Annotated in this window: 16 protein-coding genes; 11 read left to right on the forward strand and 5 right to left on the reverse strand. The window is 66.6% G+C overall.

Features of this window, described 5'->3' with window-relative positions; genetic code table 11:
* The first annotated feature begins 19 nt into the window (after window positions 1-19).
* From DFO63_RS11405 to DFO63_RS11440, 8 genes are all read left to right on the forward strand, one after another.
* Entirely contained in the window at window positions 20-2,389 is a 2,370-nt protein-coding gene (locus DFO63_RS11405; protein WP_119006931.1) for a S9 family peptidase, read from the forward strand.
* Window positions 2,386-2,805, forward strand: coding sequence for an NUDIX domain-containing protein (locus DFO63_RS11410; protein WP_119006932.1), 420 nt, complete (start codon window positions 2,386-2,388; stop codon window positions 2,803-2,805). Before DFO63_RS11405 ends, DFO63_RS11410 begins: the two co-directional genes overlap by 4 nt.
* Before the next feature lie 30 nt (window positions 2,806-2,835).
* On the forward strand, window positions 2,836-3,396 hold the full coding sequence (locus DFO63_RS11415) for a hypothetical protein (RefSeq protein WP_119006933.1): 561 nt from the start codon (window positions 2,836-2,838) through the stop codon (window positions 3,394-3,396).
* A 36-nt stretch (window positions 3,397-3,432) separates the two neighbouring features.
* Window positions 3,433-4,554, forward strand: a complete 1,122-nt coding sequence (locus DFO63_RS11420; RefSeq protein WP_119006934.1) for a hypothetical protein — start codon at window positions 3,433-3,435, stop codon at window positions 4,552-4,554.
* A gap of 37 nt (window positions 4,555-4,591) precedes the next feature.
* Window positions 4,592-6,208: a hypothetical protein gene (locus DFO63_RS11425; protein ID WP_101766308.1), complete on the forward strand. Its 1,617-nt coding sequence runs from the start codon at window positions 4,592-4,594 to the stop codon at window positions 6,206-6,208.
* Window positions 6,209-6,643: 435 nt separating this feature from the next.
* Window positions 6,644-7,606 carry a hypothetical protein gene (locus DFO63_RS11430; protein ID WP_147416436.1) on the forward strand — a complete coding sequence of 321 codons (963 nt, stop codon included), beginning with the start codon at window positions 6,644-6,646 and terminating at the stop codon, window positions 7,604-7,606.
* A gap of 74 nt (window positions 7,607-7,680) precedes the next feature.
* The gene (gene hemF, locus DFO63_RS11435) at window positions 7,681-8,577 is read left to right on the forward strand and encodes an oxygen-dependent coproporphyrinogen oxidase (RefSeq protein ID WP_101766309.1); all 897 of its coding nucleotides are present in this window, start codon (window positions 7,681-7,683) and stop codon (window positions 8,575-8,577) included.
* 98 nt (window positions 8,578-8,675) lie between these two features.
* The gene (locus DFO63_RS11440) at window positions 8,676-10,196 is read left to right on the forward strand and encodes a hypothetical protein (protein ID WP_119006936.1); all 1,521 of its coding nucleotides are present in this window, start codon (window positions 8,676-8,678) and stop codon (window positions 10,194-10,196) included.
* 59 nt (window positions 10,197-10,255) lie between these two features.
* On the opposite strand, the gene DFO63_RS11445 is transcribed toward DFO63_RS11440, so the two are convergent.
* Both DFO63_RS11445 and polA read right to left on the reverse strand, forming a co-directional pair.
* The gene (locus tag DFO63_RS11445) at window positions 10,256-10,735 is read right to left on the reverse strand and encodes a YetF domain-containing protein (RefSeq protein ID WP_049446968.1); all 480 of its coding nucleotides are present in this window, start codon (window positions 10,733-10,735) and stop codon (window positions 10,256-10,258) included.
* A 372-nt stretch (window positions 10,736-11,107) separates the two neighbouring features.
* On the reverse strand, window positions 11,108-13,882 hold the full coding sequence (polA, locus tag DFO63_RS11450) for a DNA polymerase I (RefSeq protein ID WP_119006937.1): 2,775 nt from the start codon (window positions 13,880-13,882) through the stop codon (window positions 11,108-11,110).
* Between the two features lie 98 nt (window positions 13,883-13,980).
* Between polA and DFO63_RS11455 the strand changes: the two genes are divergently transcribed.
* Window positions 13,981-14,265, forward strand: a complete 285-nt coding sequence (locus DFO63_RS11455) for a DUF2782 domain-containing protein (protein ID WP_014038952.1) — start codon at window positions 13,981-13,983, stop codon at window positions 14,263-14,265.
* Window positions 14,266-14,484: 219 nt separating this feature from the next.
* Here the strand turns inward: DFO63_RS11455 and DFO63_RS11460 are convergent, their stop codons facing one another.
* The gene (locus tag DFO63_RS11460) at window positions 14,485-14,931 is read right to left on the reverse strand and encodes a universal stress protein (protein WP_005411629.1); all 447 of its coding nucleotides are present in this window, start codon (window positions 14,929-14,931) and stop codon (window positions 14,485-14,487) included.
* 183 nt (window positions 14,932-15,114) lie between these two features.
* Between DFO63_RS11460 and DFO63_RS22125 the strand changes: the two genes are divergently transcribed.
* Window positions 15,115-15,261 (forward strand): hypothetical protein, encoded by a 147-nt coding sequence (locus DFO63_RS22125; RefSeq protein ID WP_168356070.1) that lies wholly within the window; start codon window positions 15,115-15,117, stop codon window positions 15,259-15,261.
* Window positions 15,262-15,309: 48 nt separating this feature from the next.
* Here DFO63_RS22125 and DFO63_RS11465 read toward each other — a convergent pair whose 3' ends face one another.
* Both DFO63_RS11465 and DFO63_RS11470 read right to left on the reverse strand, forming a co-directional pair.
* Window positions 15,310-15,864, reverse strand: a complete 555-nt coding sequence (locus DFO63_RS11465; protein ID WP_119006938.1) for a hypothetical protein — start codon at window positions 15,862-15,864, stop codon at window positions 15,310-15,312.
* Window positions 15,865-15,948: 84 nt separating this feature from the next.
* Window positions 15,949-16,275, reverse strand: a complete 327-nt coding sequence (locus tag DFO63_RS11470) for a low molecular weight protein tyrosine phosphatase family protein (protein ID WP_119006939.1) — start codon at window positions 16,273-16,275, stop codon at window positions 15,949-15,951.
* Between the two features lie 135 nt (window positions 16,276-16,410).
* Here DFO63_RS11470 and DFO63_RS11475 point away from each other — a divergent pair, with 135 nt between their 5' ends.
* Entirely contained in the window at window positions 16,411-17,121 is a 711-nt protein-coding gene (locus tag DFO63_RS11475) for a hypothetical protein (protein WP_259337420.1), read from the forward strand.
* The last annotated feature ends 34 nt before the right edge of the window (window positions 17,122-17,155 follow it).

A 17,155-nucleotide genomic window follows, 5' to 3' on the forward strand; every position in this document is an offset into this window, starting at 1 on the left:
CTTCTGGTGCCGTCCGCCCATGTCCCGAGTGCTGCCCCTGTCCCTCCTGCTGTCGGCCGTGCTGGCCGCACCGGCTGCGCATGCCGCGCCGACGCCGATCACCATCGAACAGGCCATGGCCGACCCGGACTGGATCGGTCCGCCGGTCGAGAAGGCCTGGTGGTCGTGGAACAGCCAGCAGGTGGAATACCAGCTCAAGCGCAACGGCAGCCCGGTGCGCGATACCTTCCGCCAGCCGGTGGCCGGTGGCGTGGCCGCACAGGTGGCCGATGACCAGCGTGGCACCCTGGACGTGGCCGAGCCGGTCTACGACCGCAGCCGCAGCCGCAGCGCTTTCGTCCGCAATGGCGACGTGTTCGTGCGCGACCTGCGCAGCGGCGCGCTGACCCAGCTGACCCGCAGCAACGAGCGCGCGGGCAACGTGAACTTCGCTGCCGACAATGGCGTGATCTGGCGCGTTGGCCAGAACTGGTTCCACTGGACCGCTGCCAGCGGTGTGCAGCAGGTGGCCAGCCTGAAGGCCGACAAGGATCCGCGCACGCCGCCGAAGGCCGACGTGCTGCGCGACCAGCAGCTGCGCACGCTGGAAACCCTGCGCCGCGACCGCGACCAGCGCGAGGCACTGAAGGACCAGGACCAGCGCTGGCGCCAGGCCGACCCGACCCGTGCGCCGGGCCCGGTGTACCTGGGCGCCGACGTCGAGATCGGTGACAGCGTGCTGTCGCCCGACTTGACCCACCTGATCGTGGTGACCAAGCCGAAGGACTTCGACGACGGCCGCACCAGCAAGATGCCGCTGTACGTGACCGAATCCGGTTACGAGGAGACCGAGGACACCCGCACCCGCGTCGGCCGCAACGGCTTCGAACCGCACACCCTGTGGTACGTGGACGTGCGCACCGGCAAGGCCGAGAAGATCTCGCTGTCCGGATTGCCGGGCATCAGCACCGACCCGCTGGCCGAGCTGCGCCGCAAGGCCGGCAAGGATGCGCTGAAGGGCGAGCGCAGCGTGCAGGTGATGAGCGACTTCATGGGCGGCGGCATCCGCTGGAGTGCCGACGGCCAGCAGGCCGCAGTGATGCTGCGTGCCAACGACAACAAGGACCGCTGGATCATCAGCGTCAACGCAGCCGATGGCCGCGTGCAGAACCGCCATCGCCTGACCGACAACGCCTGGATCAACTGGGGCTTCAACGATTTCGGCTGGATGGCCGATGGCCGCACGCTGTGGCTGCTGTCCGAGGAATCGGGCTTCTCGCACCTGTACACCCAGGCCGGCACCGCCAAGCCGCAGGCGCTGACCAGTGGCAAGTGGGAAACCTCGGCGCCGGTACCGTCGGCCGATGGCAAGGGCTTCTACTTCCTGTGCAACCAGCAGGCGCCGCATGACTACGAAGTCTGCGCGGTCGACACCGGCAACCGCCAGGTGCGCGAGCTGACCAGCCTCAATGGCGTGGAAGACTTCTCGCTGTCGCCGGATGGCCAGCAGCTGCTGGTGCGTTACTCCGCGGCCTACCTGCCGCCGCAGCTGGCGGTGCTGCCCAGCGCCGGTGGCCAGGCACGCGTGCTGACCGATACCCGCACCGCCGACTACAAGGCACGTGAGTGGATCCAGCCGAAGCTGGTCGCGGTGCCGTCCAAGCATGGTGCCGGCGTGGTCTGGGCCAAGTACTACGAGCCCGAGCACAAGGAACCGGGCAGGAAGTACCCGATCGTGATGTTCGTGCACGGCGCCGGCTACCTGCAGAACGTGCACCAGCGCTACCCGGCCTATTTCCGCGAGCAGATGTTCCACAACCTGCTGGTGGAGAAGGGCTACATCGTGCTGGACATGGACTACCGCGGCAGCGAGGGCTACGGCCGCGACTGGCGCACGGCCATCTACCGCAACATGGGCCACCCGGAACTGGAAGACTACAAGGATGGCCTGGACTGGCTGGTCGACACCCAGCAGGGCGACCGTGACCACGCCGGCATCTACGGCGGCTCCTATGGCGGCTTCATGACCTTCATGGCGCTGTTCCGTGCACCGGGCACGTTCAAGGCCGGCGCCGCGCTGCGCCCGGTGGTCGACTGGCACAACTACAACCACGGCTACACCAGCAACATCCTCAACACCCCGGACATCGATCCGGAGGCGTACCGCGTGTCCTCGCCGATCGAGTACGCGCAGAACCTGCAGGACAACCTGCTGATCGCCCACGGCATGATGGATGACAACGTGTTCTTCCAGGACTCGGTGCACCTGACCCAGCGCCTGATCGAACTGCACAAGGACAACTGGTCGATCGCACCGTACCCGCTGGAACGCCACGGCTACGTGCGTGCCGATTCCTGGCTGGACCAGTACAAGCGCATCCTCAAGCTGTTCGAGCAGAACCTGAAGTGAGCAACGCCGCGGCCACGATACGGATCGTGGCCGCGGTCATCCTGGATGACCGCGGCCGGGCACTGCTGGTGCGCAAGCACGGTGCCCACCGCTTCATCCAGCCCGGTGGCAAGCCCGAACCCGGCGAAGCACCGCTGCAGGCGCTGGCGCGCGAGCTGGACGAGGAACTGGGCGTGCAGCTGCGCATCGCTTCGGCCATCGCGCTGGGTACATTCGAGGACTGGGCGGTGAACGAGCCCGGCCACCGCGTGCAGGCGCAGGCCTGGTGGGTGCAGGTGGACGGCACGCCGCAGGCACGCGCCGAGATCGCCGAACTGGCCTGGGCTCCACTGCAACCACCACATGGCCTGCCCTTGGCACCCTTGAGCGAACACCATATCCTGCCGGCGGTCGCCACCCGGGTGACGGCCCGCTGAGCAGGCGGGCGCCGACTGCAAGGACATCGGATGTCAGTGCCGCTCCCGCCACTTCCCACGCCCGCCGCACCCGCCGCTCACGCCTGGGTGCGGCCGATGGCGCAGGCTTCGTTCTGGCTGTGCCTGCTGCTGACGCTCTACTTCGTACTGCAAGCACTGCTGGTGTGGCCACTGCACGGCACCGCGCTGTGGCAGTCACTGGCCGGAATGGCGCAGGCCCACCGGATGCACAGCGTCACCTGGCTGCTGGCCCACCCGGTGGGCGCCTCGATGATCGCCGCGCTGGTCTGCCTGGTCTCGACCGCAGCCAGCTGGGGCCTGCTGCGCGAACGCCGCTGGGGCCTGTGGAGCTTCGTGGCGCTGTTGTTGCTGGGCGCCCTGGCCAACTTCGCGATCGCCTGGTGGCTGGATGCCTGCATGCGCGATCTCATCGCGCTGCTGGCCGACGACCCGGCCCTGCAGCAGGAGCTGCAGCCACGGCGCTGGATGGTCACCTTCATCGTGGTCGGCACCTCCATCCTGTTCCTCGGCCTGCAGGGCTGGCTGGCCTGGCGCCTGCTGCGGCCGGACATCCGCTCCCGCTTCCACTGAGCCTGCCCTCCCATCTGCTCCGACAAGGACCGTCGCATGCGCTTGCTGACTCTTTTCCCTGCCCTGTTGCTGTTCGCCGCGCTGCCTGCCAGCGCCGATGCCCTGCAATGCGGCGAGTACCGCAGTGTCGACGACGGCATGGCCCTCGTGTTCACCACCCACAGCAGCGGCTACCGCGACAACGGCATCGGTGAGCCGGAGCCGCTGTGGGTCGATCGCAGTGCGGCACAGACGCGGCTGGTCATGCTCGACGATGGCGTGGCGGAACCGATCCGGATCAGCGCCGATGGGCAGCGCATCGAGGACAGCGTGACGGTGGTCTACACCTTGCGCCAGTCCCGGGCCTGCACCGCCGAACCCAGCGCTGTGGCCGGCAGCTGCCGCGCTGCTGGCAGCTACTGCATGGTGCAGCTGCCAACGGCCTCGCCCGGCCAGGCCCGGCGCGCCTGCGACGAGGGCGTGGGTGCGGGTTGCTCGACGCTGCTGCGGCTGATGCGTGAGGGCGGTGCGCCGGATGCAGCCGATGACGCAGCCCCGGCAGTCTTCGAGCGCCCGCCGCCGTGCCGCGAACACACCGCCGGGCACGATCGGCAGGCCTGCGAAGCCATGACCGACGATGCACTGGCCACCGCCATGCGGCGGGTGGATCAACGGCTGGCACAGGAAGACGAAGACACGCTGGATTCGCCACTTCCGGCCGCTGCACGCGATCGCCTGCAGCAGTTGTGCCTGCAGCACCGGGGTGGCCGCTTCTGCGTCGAAGTGGCCGCGCAGCAGCTGATCGCGCTGCAGCCCGCATTGGCGGTGCAGGCCCTGCAGGTCACCTGCGATGGCGGCCGCATCAGTGCCTGCGAACGTACCGCGCCGCTGCGTGAACTCGGCGCCGATCTGCGCCTGGTGCCGCTGCAGCAGGTGCCGTGTGGCCGCTACCAGGCCGACGGCGGCCAGTTCGACAGGTTCGACTTCGGCGACGGCACGCAGGCCCGCCTGCACGAAGGCGCCGTCCAGCTGCAGCAGAACGGCGAAACGTTCGTACTGCGCCAGCTCGGCAACGGCGACCTGCTCGGCATGGACATCCAGACCGCCTACCAGCGTTACCAGCCCGTGCCAGGCACGGCACACTGCACGCCCCCGCGCGAGGGCCATGGTTCGCCGTAGCGCCGGGAGTTTCCCGTTCGATCGTCAAGGAGACGACATGCATTCACCCGCACCGCGCCGCCGCTGGCTGGCCTGGGCCTTGCTGCTGGCCGCGCCGACGGCCGTCGCACAGTCACCGCAATGCGGCCTGTTCAAGGCCGACGAAGGCAGCGGCACGCTGCGCATCAGCTCACCCAACCGTGGCGAGCAGAAGCACTTCGGCAGTGCGCCGTCTCCGGTCGTGTTCCAGCAGATCGATGGAACGCTGCAACTGGTGAACCTGGAGTACGGCCTGCCCAGTGCCCTGCAGGTGCGCGATCGTGGCCGCACGGTCGAGGTGGATGGCACGGTCTACCTCCTGCAGACCCCCGCACAGTGCGCCGCAGCGGCCATACCGGCTGAAGGCAGCTGCCTGGCTGATGCGGCGGCGTGCCTGGACAACCGTCGCGAAGCGACCCCGACCGCGTTGGAAGCAGGGTGCCGGGAAGGCGTGCCTGGCATGTGCCTGCAACTGGCTGATCGTTGGCATGAGGAGGCCAAACCCACGGTCGAGGCCGATCCGTCTCTGGCAAAGGCAGCGCTCGACGCCGCCCTGTCCGGCATCAAACTCCCCGCCGCCTGCAACAACGGCGGCTTCGAACAGGGAACCCCGGCGTGTGCCGCCGCACTCGAGGCCGACCCGGCAGTGCAGGAGCAGCTGGTCAAGGCCGCGATGACGGCAGCCATGACCGAAGCCATGGTGACGATGACGGCGCCGACCGTGCCGGTGATCATTCCGGTCGAGCGGCGGCAACAGTTGTTGCGGCTGTGCCGCGAGGTACCGCATGGCGGCTTCTGCACCCGCGTAGCTGAGCTGTCCTGGGAGGCGGGAGATCCCCTGCAGGCAGTGCAAGCGCTGGCTGCGGCCTGCACACCTGGCAATGACACCGCCACCTGCGAACGCCTGCCGGCGTTGCAGGCGGTGGGCGCATCGTTGCAGCCGCAACCGGCAACGGCCTTGCCCTGCGGCAACTACCGGGCAGACGGCGGCCTGATGGACACGCTGGACTTCGGCGATGCCGGCCTGGTTGGCGTTGGCTGGAGCAGCCATCTTCGCGCGCGTGTCGAAGATGGCGACATCCGCATCCATCACGACAGGGACGGTGACTTCGTGCTGCGCCCGCTGCCGGGCGGGCAGTTGCTGGGGCTGGATAACTGGACCCGCTTCCAGGTGTTCCGTCCCACCGGCGAGGGCCCGACCCGCTGCAGTGCACCGAAGCAGTTCAAGGTGCTGCCACTGCCGCAGGATTGCCCGCTGGCACTGGCCAACGAGGGCGGTGCCGAAGCCTGCTGTGCCCAGGGCAAGCTGCAGGGCTGCAACATTCTCGGCAACCGCCTTGCGCTGTCCGGGAACTGGCTGCAGGCCGCCGAGCACTACACCACGGTCTGCCGCGCTGGCGTCCGCGAGGGCTGCGAGAACCTGGTCACCGCTCAGGGCAACGGTGCGGATGTTGACGCACGGGCAACCCTGGAGCAGCTGTGCAAGGCCGACCGCAGCGGCCTGCATGTGGCCTGCGACGTGCTCGGAACCCAGAACTGGGAGCTGATCACGCTGGGTGGTGCCCTGCAGAAGGCGGTTGACGAGGCGGCCGTGGACGACGCTCCGGCGCCGCGCAATTCCAACCGCAAGCGCTGAGCCCGCCAGGGCCTGTCCGCTGCTTCGTGCGGGCCCTGATTGTCGTGATCGACATACCCGGGTCGACTTGCTCCCACCAGCCTGCAAGGGCTCCCGGATGGAATCACTGCTGCATCCGATCGTCGCCCTATCATGGAATTCACTGGAGCCGACGGGCGTGCTCAGGTCATCGCCCAATGCGTACTCCAGTATCTCCATTCATGCTGAGAAGGCGAAATGCCGCTAGATGCTCCGCGCTTGCTTGCCTGGTCGCCCGTGACCGGCGCCCTTCTGCTGTTCCTTTCCTTTCCAACCTTGGCATCCGGGGTCGCGTGCGGCGTCTTCAGTGACGAGTACGGAAGCTCGAAGCTTGTTGTCGAGGCACCGGATAGAGGACATGCAATCTCCCACGATGGAAGTCATTCCCGATTCGCGCTGCAACAATCCGGGGACGACATGATCATCGTCAACCTCAGCACCGGCTACGCCCGCTCCGTGGGTGCAGATCAGAGCGGACAGGCTCTTCACGACGATGGAACGCACTACTCGCTGATCGAACCGTCGCAGTGCTCGGCCGCACTCAGACATCCCGCAGACAGCTGTCTCGCAGATCCCAAGCGATGCGTGGACATGCGCCATTCCATGGATACCACCGCTCTTGAGAATGCATGTGCGGAAGGCGTGCCCTACATGTGCATGGCATTGCCGGAGAAGTACATCGAGCATCTGATCGATGCCGGCACCATTGCTCCGCCGGAGGAACTGGTCACCAGAATGCGGGCGACGCTGGAGAAGCAGCTGGCCACGATGCCGCTGCCTACCGAGTGCCAGGATGCCGACAGCACCACCTCGGGGCCAGCGTGTCTGGCACGGCTCGAGGACAAACCCGAGCTGTTGAGTTCATTCAGGAACGCGATTGTCCATGCTTCTTTGGGGCTGCATGCAGCCACTGTGGCCACCGCCACCCTTCCAAAGGATCACAGGGAAATGTTGCATGACTTCTGCACGAAGACGCCTGATGGTGCGTTCTGCGGCAAAGTCGCCGATCTGCATGCTTCGGCAGGCGACCTTGGACGGGCAACGGAGGCCCTGGAACTGGCATGCACCGGTGGCCGGAGCCTCGACTGCGCATTGCTGGAACCACTTCGGGGACTGGGCCCGGACCTGCAGCCAGCCAAGGGCGTGGAGCTTCCGCAAGGAACGTTCGTCTCGTCGGGCGGCATCATAAGCTCCCTGACCTTCACTGAAGACGGCAGTGCCTCCGCCCCCTTCGGTCAGCTGCAGGCCCGACTGGAAAATGACCGGATCCATCTCAAGCATGCAAGGGTTGGAGAGCTGATCCTCCAGCCGCTGCTCAACGGAGATCTGCTCGGCATCGGGCAGCACGTTGGATTCCACTACTTCAGGGCGACCGAGTAGGAGGGGCTGAAGGCCCCATCTCCATGGGACGGGGCCTTCCAGCGGTGCGTGGCCGTTGCGGTAAAGTACGCGCCATGAACGAATTCGAGCGCGTGCGCGCCTACCTCACCGACCTGCAGGACCGCATCTGTGCGGCGATCGAGGCCGTCGATGGCCAGGCCCGCTTCCAGGAAGACCTGTGGCAGCGTGCCGAGGGCGGTGGCGGGCGTACCCGCGTGCTGCGCGATGGTGCAGTGTTCGAGCAGGCCGGCATCGGCTTCTCCGACGTGGCCGGCAGCCGCCTGCCGCCGTCGGCCTCGGCCAACCGCCCGGAACTGGCCGGCGCCTCCTGGCGTGCTACCGGCGTGTCGCTGGTGTTCCACCCACTCAACCCCTATGTGCCGACCACCCATGCCAACGTGCGCTTCTTCCAGGCGCAGCGCGACGGCGAAGTGGTGGCCAGCTGGTTCGGTGGTGGCTTCGACCTGACCCCGTTCTATCCGTTCGACGAAGACGTGCAGCACTGGCACCGGGTCGCACGCGACCTGTGCACACCGTTTGGCGACGAACGCTATGCCGCGCACAAGCGCTGGTGCGATGAGTATTTCTTCCTGCGCCATCGCAATGAAACGCGCGGCGTAGGCGGCCTGTTCTTCGACGACCTGCATGGCGACTTCGAGCGCGATTTCGAATACCTGCGCGCGGTTGGCGATGGCTTCCTCGACGCCTACCTGCCGATCGTGCAGCAGCGCAAGGACACCGCCCATGGCGAGCGCGAACGCGAGTTCCAGCTGTACCGTCGTGGCCGCTATGTGGAGTTCAACCTGGTCTATGACCGCGGCACGCTGTTCGGTCTGCAGAGCGGTGGCCGCAGCGAAAGCATCCTGATGAGCCTGCCGCCACGGGTGCGTTGGGAGTACGGCTTCAGCCCGGAGGCCGGCAGCGCCGAGGCGCGCCTGGCCGATTACCTGGTGCCGCGCGACTGGCTCTGATCTTCCGACGCCACGCCTGACGCGTGGTGCCTTCCCCGCCTGTGGTGCGTCCAGCACCGGACAGGTCCTGCTCTGCCTCCTTCAAGGATGATCCCCCAATGCCTGTCGCTGTTTCCTTCCGTCCCCGCGCTGCGGGCTGGCGCTCCCTGCTGTTGTTTGCACTGGCCTCGGCCGCGCTGCCGGCAGCGGCGCAGTCAATGGCCTGTGGTACTTACACCAACAGCAGCGGCACCACCACGCTGACCCTCGAGAGCGAGGGCCACGGATACCTGTCCGGTCCCTACCAGGCCACCGAAGAACTGCGCGTGGCCCGCGAGCAGGAGGTGCTCGGCACCGGCAACCTGAGCACCGGCCGCCTGGAAAACTGGTTCTTCGAGAACGACGATCGCAACATCGTCACGCCCTATGGCGAGTTCACCCGCCAGCGCTCCGCGGCCTGCAAGGCGATGCCGGAACCAATCGAGGGCGGCTGCGTGATGAATACCTCCGACTGCCTGGAGGCGTTGCCCGAGGCCGCGCCGCCGAAGCTGCACGCCTGGTGCGCCGAAGGCGTGGGCGCGGCCTGCGTGCAGTTGCTGGAAACCTACCAGCAGCAGGCCAAGGACGCGGCCCCGAAGGCCACGCGGGCAGAGCCACCGATGCCTGAGCTCTGCAAGGAAGATTCCCCATCGTTCGACGCAGAAGGATGCGAAGCGATGGCCTCAGTGGTGGCCTGGGAGCAGATGGGCAAGCTGGTGTTCGGGCTGGAACACGCGATGGCGCCACTGCTGCCGGCCGCGCAGCTCGATGAATTGTCTGCGCTGTGCCGGCAGCAGCACGGTGAGACGTTCTGCAGCAAGGTAGCCGATGTACTGTGGAGCGCCGGGCGCACGCTGCAGGCCCGCGACGCGGTGCAGCTGGCCTGCGCACAGCGCGCGGAGGCGTCCGAGTGCGAGACCGCCAGACGTCTCGCGGTGCTGGACACGGTGCCGGCCACGGCGCTGGCACCGGTGCCGGCCATCACCCTGCCCTGCGGCCGCTACGAAGCCGAGCACAGCGTGCTCTCGCAGCTGAACTTCCTCGACGGCGGCGTGGTCGATGTCGAGGGCCGCAGCCAGCGCCTGCGCGCCAGCCTGGAAGGCGGACGCATCCTGATCCGCCGCGACGTCGGCAGCGACTTTGTGCTGCAGGCGCTGCAGAACGGCAACCTGATCGGAATCGACAACGGCAACCGCTTCGCCTACTACCAGCGCAAGCCGGGCTCAGGCAATGCCAGCTGCGCACCGCCGGTGGCCTTCGTGGAGATCCCGCTGCCGCTGGACTGCCCGAGTCTGGGCCGCAAGGACGGCGCCAAGGCCTGCTGCACCGATGGCAAGCTGCTGGGCTGCAAGGTTGCCGGCGAGGCACTGTTCAACGACGAGCAATGGGCCGCATCGCTGCCCTACTTCCAGACGCTGTGCAGTGCGGGCGTACGCGAAGGTTGCCTGGCACTGGCCGCGGTGTATGCGCACACGGCGGACCCGAAGGTGCCGCAGGCCATGGCGGCGATCTGCGCGAAGGACGGCAAGGGCACCCACGTCGCCTGCGATGTGGACGCGACGCGCAACTGGCCGGCGCTGAAGGCTGAAGCCGCTCCCTGACGCCCGGCACCTGAAGCGCCGGGCGCAAGGCAGCCAGGCATGGGCTCGGCGCTACAAGGTCAGGCGCTCTTCCTGGGAATGATGGTGATGTGCCCGTTGATCTCCAGCAGGGCCAGCTCGACCTCCTCCACGCCCAGGCATCCCTGCTGGCGCAGGGCGGCGTCGAAATCCGAGCGGGTGACCTGTTCGCGACGCAGCACGGCGTCGAACAGGCGCCCATCGCGTGCGATCACCACCGGTTCTCCCTCCACCAGGCGCTCGACCCTCCGGCTGCGGGTACTGACCCAGCCCACCCCGTAGTTGAGCAGGATCAGGGTCGCGGCCAGCAGCAGGCCGCCGCCCAGCGAGGTGTCGGTGCCCAGCAGCGCGTTCTGCACCGCATTGCCCAGCAGCACCACCAGCAGCACGTCGAACGGGGTGATCTGCCCCAGCGGGCGCTTGCCGCTCAACCGGACCATGCCCAGCACCACGACATACACCACCACCGCGCGCAGGATGAACTCCCACCACGGCATTGCCAGTGCGAACAGATCGGGCATTGCGGGTTCCCCTGCTGGATAGTGGCCCAGCCTAGCACCTGGGGTCAGATCCCTTTGCCCACCGGGCAAAGGGATCTGACCCCATCCGAGATGTTCCGGCGGCACAAATAAAAAGCCCCGCTGACCAGGGGGAGGTCAACGGGGCCGGGGAACGGGCACTTGGGGAGGAGTCCCCGTTCCGAGATCTGCTCCAGGGGATGGGAGAGATCCACAACAGGCATTGCGCCTGTCGAGAGTTATAGAAGCACTCCGAACACTAACGGTTCGTGAAGGGGCCCAATTTAATGAGCTTCAATCAGGGCAACATTCATGATCGAGTCAGAAACATCTGATGAATGAATAGGTTCACGTCGTTTTCGGCTTGAAACGTGGTCAATGCGCTTCGTCCCAGTTGTTGCCGACGCCGGTGTCGACCACCAGCGGCACCCGCAGTTTGGCCGCTTGCGACATGCGCTCCACCACCTGCAAACGCAAGTCTTCAACGAAACTGCTTTCGGTTTCGAAGACCAGTTCATCGTGCACCTGCAGGATCATCCGCGCGGGTGCCCCACTGTCACGCAGCCACTGGTCCACATCCACCATCGCGCGCTTGATAATGTCGGCGGCGGTGCCCTGCATCGGCGCGTTGATCGCCGCACGTTCAGCACCGGCACGCAGGCCCTGGTTGCGGGCGTGGATGTCGTTCAGGTACAGGCGACGGCCGAACAGGGTTTCCACGTAGCCCTGGTCACGGGCCTGCTGGCGCATCCGCTCCATGAAGTCGCGCACGCCCGGGTAGCGACTGAAGTACAGCGCCACGTAGTCCTGCGCCTGGCCACGGTCGATGCCCAGGTTGCGGGCCAGGCCGAAGGCGCTCATGCCGTACATCAGGCCGAAGTTGATGGCCTTGGCGGCACGGCGCTCGTTCGGGGTCACCTCCTCCAGCGTGCGCCCGAACACCTCGGCAGCGGTGGCACGGTGCACGTCGGCGCCCTGCTCGAAGGCACGCACCAGGCCCGGGTCCTCGGACAGGTGGGCCATGATCCGCAGCTCGATCTGCGAATAGTCGGCCGCCAGCAGCTGGAAGCCCTCCGGGGCGATGAACGCGCGGCGGATGCGGCGGCCGTCCTCGGTGCGGATCGGGATGTTCTGCAGGTTCGGGTCCGACGAGGACAGGCGGCCGGTGGCAGCACCGGACTGGTGGTAGCTGGTATGCACCCGGCCGGTGTCCGGGTTGACCATCTCCGGCAGCTTGTCGGTGTAGGTGCTGCGCAGCTTGGCCAGGCCCCGGTAGTCGAGGATCACCCGCGGCAGTTCGTGCTGGTCGGCAATCGCCTCCAGCGCCTCTTCATTGGTGCTGGGCTGGCCCTTGGGGGTCTTCACCACCGCCGGCAGCTTCAGCTCGTCGAACAGCACCGCCTGCAGCTGCTTGGGCGAATCCAGGTTGAAGCTGCGGCCGGCCAGCTCGGTGGCCTTCTGCTGTGCGGCCAGCATGCGCGAGGACAGGTCCTGGCTCTGCCGGCGCAGTTCATCGGTATCGATCCGCACGCCGTTGGCTTCGATCGTGGTCAGCACCGGCACCAGCGGCATCTCGATGTCGCGGTACACGCTGTCCAGCGCCGGCTCGGCCAGCAGCTGCGGCTGCAGCGCGTGGTGCAGGCGCAGGGTGATGTCGGCGTCCTCGGCCGCATAGCGGCTGGCTTCGTCGATGCCCACCTGCGAGAACGGAATCTGCTTGGCGCCCTTGCCGGCCACATCCTCGAACTTGATGGTGCTGTAGCCCAGGTAACGCAGGGCCAGCGAATCCATGTCGTGGCGGGTGGCGGTGGAATTGAGCACGAAGCTCTCGAGCATGGTGTCGTCGTGGTAGCCCTGCACGTCCACGCCGTGGCGGCGCAGCACATGCAGGTCGTACTTGCCATGCTGGCCCAGCTTCTTCTTCGCCGGGTCCTGCAGCACCGGGCGCAGCGCATCCAGCACCTCCTGCATCGGCAGCTGGGCCGGCGCACCCGGGTAATCGTGGCCGACCGGAATGTAGGCGGCCTTGCCCGGCTCGACCGCCAGGCTGACACCGACCAGGCGCGCGCGCATCGCGTCCAGCGCATCGGTTTCGGTATCGAAGCTGATCAGATCGGCCTGCTGCAGGCGCTCGACCCAGGCCTGCAGCTGCGCGCTGGTCAGCACGGTCTCGTATTCACCCGGTGCGGCCAGCGCCGGATCCAGCGTGCCGGCGGCCGGTGCCTCGGCACTGCCACGGGCGAAGCCGGCGGCGGTACCACGCAGGCTCGGCGTGGCCTCGCTGGCGGCAGCCGGCGCCGGCAGCGGCGCACCCAGTTCCTTCAGCGCCTGGGTGAAGCCGTAGCGCGTATACAGCTCGGTCAGCGCCGGCACGTCCTGCTCGCGCAGGGCCAGCGTGGTCGGGCTGGCGTCCAGCTCCACGTCGGTGCGGATGGTCACCAGCTCGCGGTTCAGCGGCAGGCGCTCCAGCGCGGCGCGCAGGTTCTCGCCGATCTTGCCCTTCATGGTCGGCGCGGCCGCCATCACGCCGTCCAGGTGCTGGTACTCGGCCAGCCACTTGGCAGCGGTCTTCGGCCCGCACTTCTCCACGCCCGGCACGTTGTCGACGGTGTCGCCCATCAGCGCCAGCAGGTCGATGATCTGGTCGGCGCGCACGCCGAACTTCTCCATCACCGCCGCGTCCGAATCCATGCGGCTGCCGGTCATGGTGTTGACCAGCTCGATGCCCGGGCGCACCAGCTGGGCAAAGTCCTTGTCGCCGGTGGAAATGGTCACCTTCAGGTCCTGCGCCTGGCCCTGCAGGGCCAGCGTGCCGATCACATCGTCGGCTTCCACGCCGGGGATGCGCAGGATGCTGATGCCCAGCGCCTCGACGATGCGGCACATCGGCTCGACCTGGCTGCGCAGCTCATCGGGCATCGGCGGGCGGTTGGCCTTGTACTGCTCGTACAGGTCGTCACGGAAGGTCTTGCCCGGTGCGTCGACCACGAACGCCACGTAGGCCGGGCGCTCCTTCAGCGTCGAGCGCAGCATGTTGACCACGCCGAACAGCGCGCCGGTGGGTTCACCCTGTGCATTGGACAGGGGCGGCAGCGCGTGGAACGCGCGGTACAGGTAACTGGACCCGTCGATCAGGACTAATCTGCTCATGGGTCGATTCTACGCGCCCGTGCCTGCATCGCGGCGACACGGCCCGTACACCGCGATGGGGCATAATCTGGGCTCTTTCCAGGCAAAGGCCCCCGCCGATGAAGACCCTGATGCTGGCTTCCCTGCTCCTGCTCGCTGGCTGCGCCAGCATGGGTGGCGCGGGCGCTCCCCCGGTGGACGTCAAGGGCGCGGATGTGTCCAAGCGCACCATGGACAACGGTGACACCATCGAGGAATACCGCGTGTCCGGCCAGCTGCGCATGGTCAAGGTGACCCCGTCGCGCGGCGCCCCGTTCTACATGTACGACAAGAACGGCGACGGCCGCATGGACAACGACAAGGACGGCGTGTCGCCGGTGTACTGGAAGCTGTATAGCTGGTGATGTGACCCGGGGTCGGATCCCTTTCCACAGGAAATGGCTCTGACCCCATCAAGGCGATCGGCACGGCCCATCCCCGCATGGCGTGGATCTACCGGGACAACGAACGTGGATCCACGCCACGCGTGGATGGCCCCCCGGCCCAAAAAGACAACGCCGGCGCGCATCCTGCGGCCGGCGTCGGGTCCCCTCCCCGGGAACGCTTGAATCAGCGGGTGTGGATCAGCGGATGACCAGCACCGGCAGGGTGCTGCGCGCCAGCACTTCCGCGGTCTGGCTGCCCAGCAGCACGCGGGTCACGCCACGGCGGCCGTGCGAGGTCATCACGATCAGGTCGCTGTTGCGCTCCCCTGCTGTCTCGATGATGCCGTCGGCGGCGTAGCGGTCCAGCACATGCACAGGGTTGGCGGTGATGCCCTGCTCGGCCGCCTTGGCCAGCGCCGGCTGCAGCACCTTCTGTGCGCCTTCCTCGCGGTCGGCCTTGTACTCGGGGCTGTTCATGTAGCCCACGCTCCAGCCCATGGCGTCGTACATGCCGACGGCCCACGGCTCGGAAACAGTGACGATATCGACCTCGGCATTGAGGTCCTTGGCCAGCTCCAGGCCCTTGGCCAGGCCCTTGTCGGCCAGCTCGGACCCGTCGGTAGCAATCAGGATGCGCTTGTACATGGTGGGGCTCCGTGGCGGTCTGCCAGATGGGAACAACACCATTGCACACCGGATGTGCAGGGCGCGCCTTGAGCAGGATCAATCCGGCGCCGTGCAGCGGCCTGTGCGCACCGCCAGCTTGCGTACCCACTGACCGCGGCGCATGCTGACCAAGCGGTATCGGGCCGCCCCGGGAGAACGTTGATGCAGGAAAGCAAGCCGACATCACAAAGCACCCTCAGGATCATCCTGTGGAGCCTCGCCGCCACCTTCGCCCTGTTCTGTGGCGGCTATTACCTGGGCAAGGATCTTGCCCAGCGCGACAACGCCCGGCAGTCAGCCGGCCGATAACCTGCTTCTGTAGAGCCGAGCCCATGCTCGGCTCCACAGTTGAACGTCTCAGGCGATCTGCACCACGCGTGCGTTCTGGCACAGCGGATAGCTGCCCACGAATTCGGCAATCGCATCACGCATCGCTTCGAACGATTCGCCGTACATGTACAGCGCGGTCTCGGTCGGGCCCTGCCACCAGCTGCAGATCTCGCCCAGGCCGTCGATGTTCTCGGACAGCTGCTCGAACACGTGGTTGGAATCGCACTGTTCGTAGACGTCGTCCGGCAGGTTCAGGCCATCCAGGTAGATGCCCAGGCCTTCGGTCACGCCGAAGCTGCGGTCAGCCTCGCCTGCGCCCTGCAGCTGCGAACCCTTCGGCGCGCCCAGCTGCTCCAGCAGATCGATCAGCTTCGGCACGCCATCGGCATCGACCAGCGCCACTTCGATATCGCCGTACTCGACCTCGCCCAGATCGGAGATCGCGGTACCGCCGCCGACGATCTCGCCGATCTCGGCGGCCTGCATCAATGCGTCGAGCGGATCCTCGAACAGTTCGTGGCGATGCTCCGGCTGCAGCCGGGCGTTCAACTTCACGGTGACGTGCAGCGTGGGTTCGGTCATGGGGGCGTTCCTGGAAGAAGTGCCGCCTATTGTAGAGCCGAGGGTAGCGGCAGGAGCCGCTGCCCTCGGCTCTACAACAGCCTGTCAACGCAGGAACGGCGTGACCTTGCGCTTCAGCAGCTCCACCAGCACCGGGTCCATGTACTCGTAGTCGTCCGGAATATCCAGGCAGATCACCCGCTTGCCGTTCAGCCATGCCTTGTAACGGCTGGACAGCCGGTTGCGGTGGGCGCGCTCCATCACGAATACGATATCGGCCCACTGCAGCAGCTCGGGGCTGAGCACTTCCTCGGCATCGGCCAGCAGCCCGGCCGAGGCGGTCTCGATGCCTGGCCAATCGGCGAACACCTGCTCGGCGGTGGGGCTGCGCAGGCGGTTCTGGCTGCAGAGGATGAGCACGTTGCGGGTCATGCCCGCAGCCTAATCGGGGTCGGATCCCTTTTCCAACGGAAAAGGGTTCTGCCCTCCCCAAGTGCCTTCGGACAAGTTGCATGGCCGGAAAACACTCGAAGGGCCATCATGGGCTTTTCCACTGTCCAGATACCCATGATCACCAAGGATGACCTGTTAAGGGAGTTCGGCGAGCTAGGCGAAGCCCGTGGTTGTTACTTTGGCAAATACGTAGTTGCGACGTTCACGATTCACTGCTGCCTGCGAAACACCAACGGGCACGATCTGGCGATCACCTCCAAGGACATCGCTGATCCGGAATTCGCCGCGAACGTTCTGTTGAACGCGCCGCATCATCTCTCACACGATGGGCCAACGATCTTTGAAATTCCGTCCAGCGCCTATGGTTTCACCCACGCGTTAGCGGTTCCCGCCACGTATCACGGGCTACTGAACCGCAACGCCAATCGAACCAACCTGTTCCTGTGCCTGCCGATCTTCCGCTGCGAGTTCAGCGGCAATGAGTCGGTGGAGGAGTTCAAGTGGTCCACACATCACATCGTTGACGTCAACAACTGGCATAGGACCAGGCAGCCGAAGATTAGCGTGTACTTCGACAATCCCCGCACTGGCGGCGGAACGGACGGGGACGGCGCAATCGTTAGCCTGGAGACGTTAGTAGCCGAAATCGACAACCTCAACGGCGTGGGCAACGGCTTCATCGAGATCACCAACTACCGCGGCGAGGTGATCGAGGTGCTGTCGCCAGCGGAAGGCCACTATGTGTTGATCCGCAACCGCAAGGATGAAGAAGCGATGGGTCGCGCGCGGCTGGTGGCAGCCGTGGAGACGTTCACCACCAGCTGACGGCCGACCGCGATTGTGGAGCCGAGCCCATGCT

The organism is Stenotrophomonas sp. AG209 (genome assembly GCF_003550055.1).
In the GTDB taxonomy this organism is placed as follows: Bacteria; Pseudomonadota; Gammaproteobacteria; order Xanthomonadales; family Xanthomonadaceae; genus Stenotrophomonas.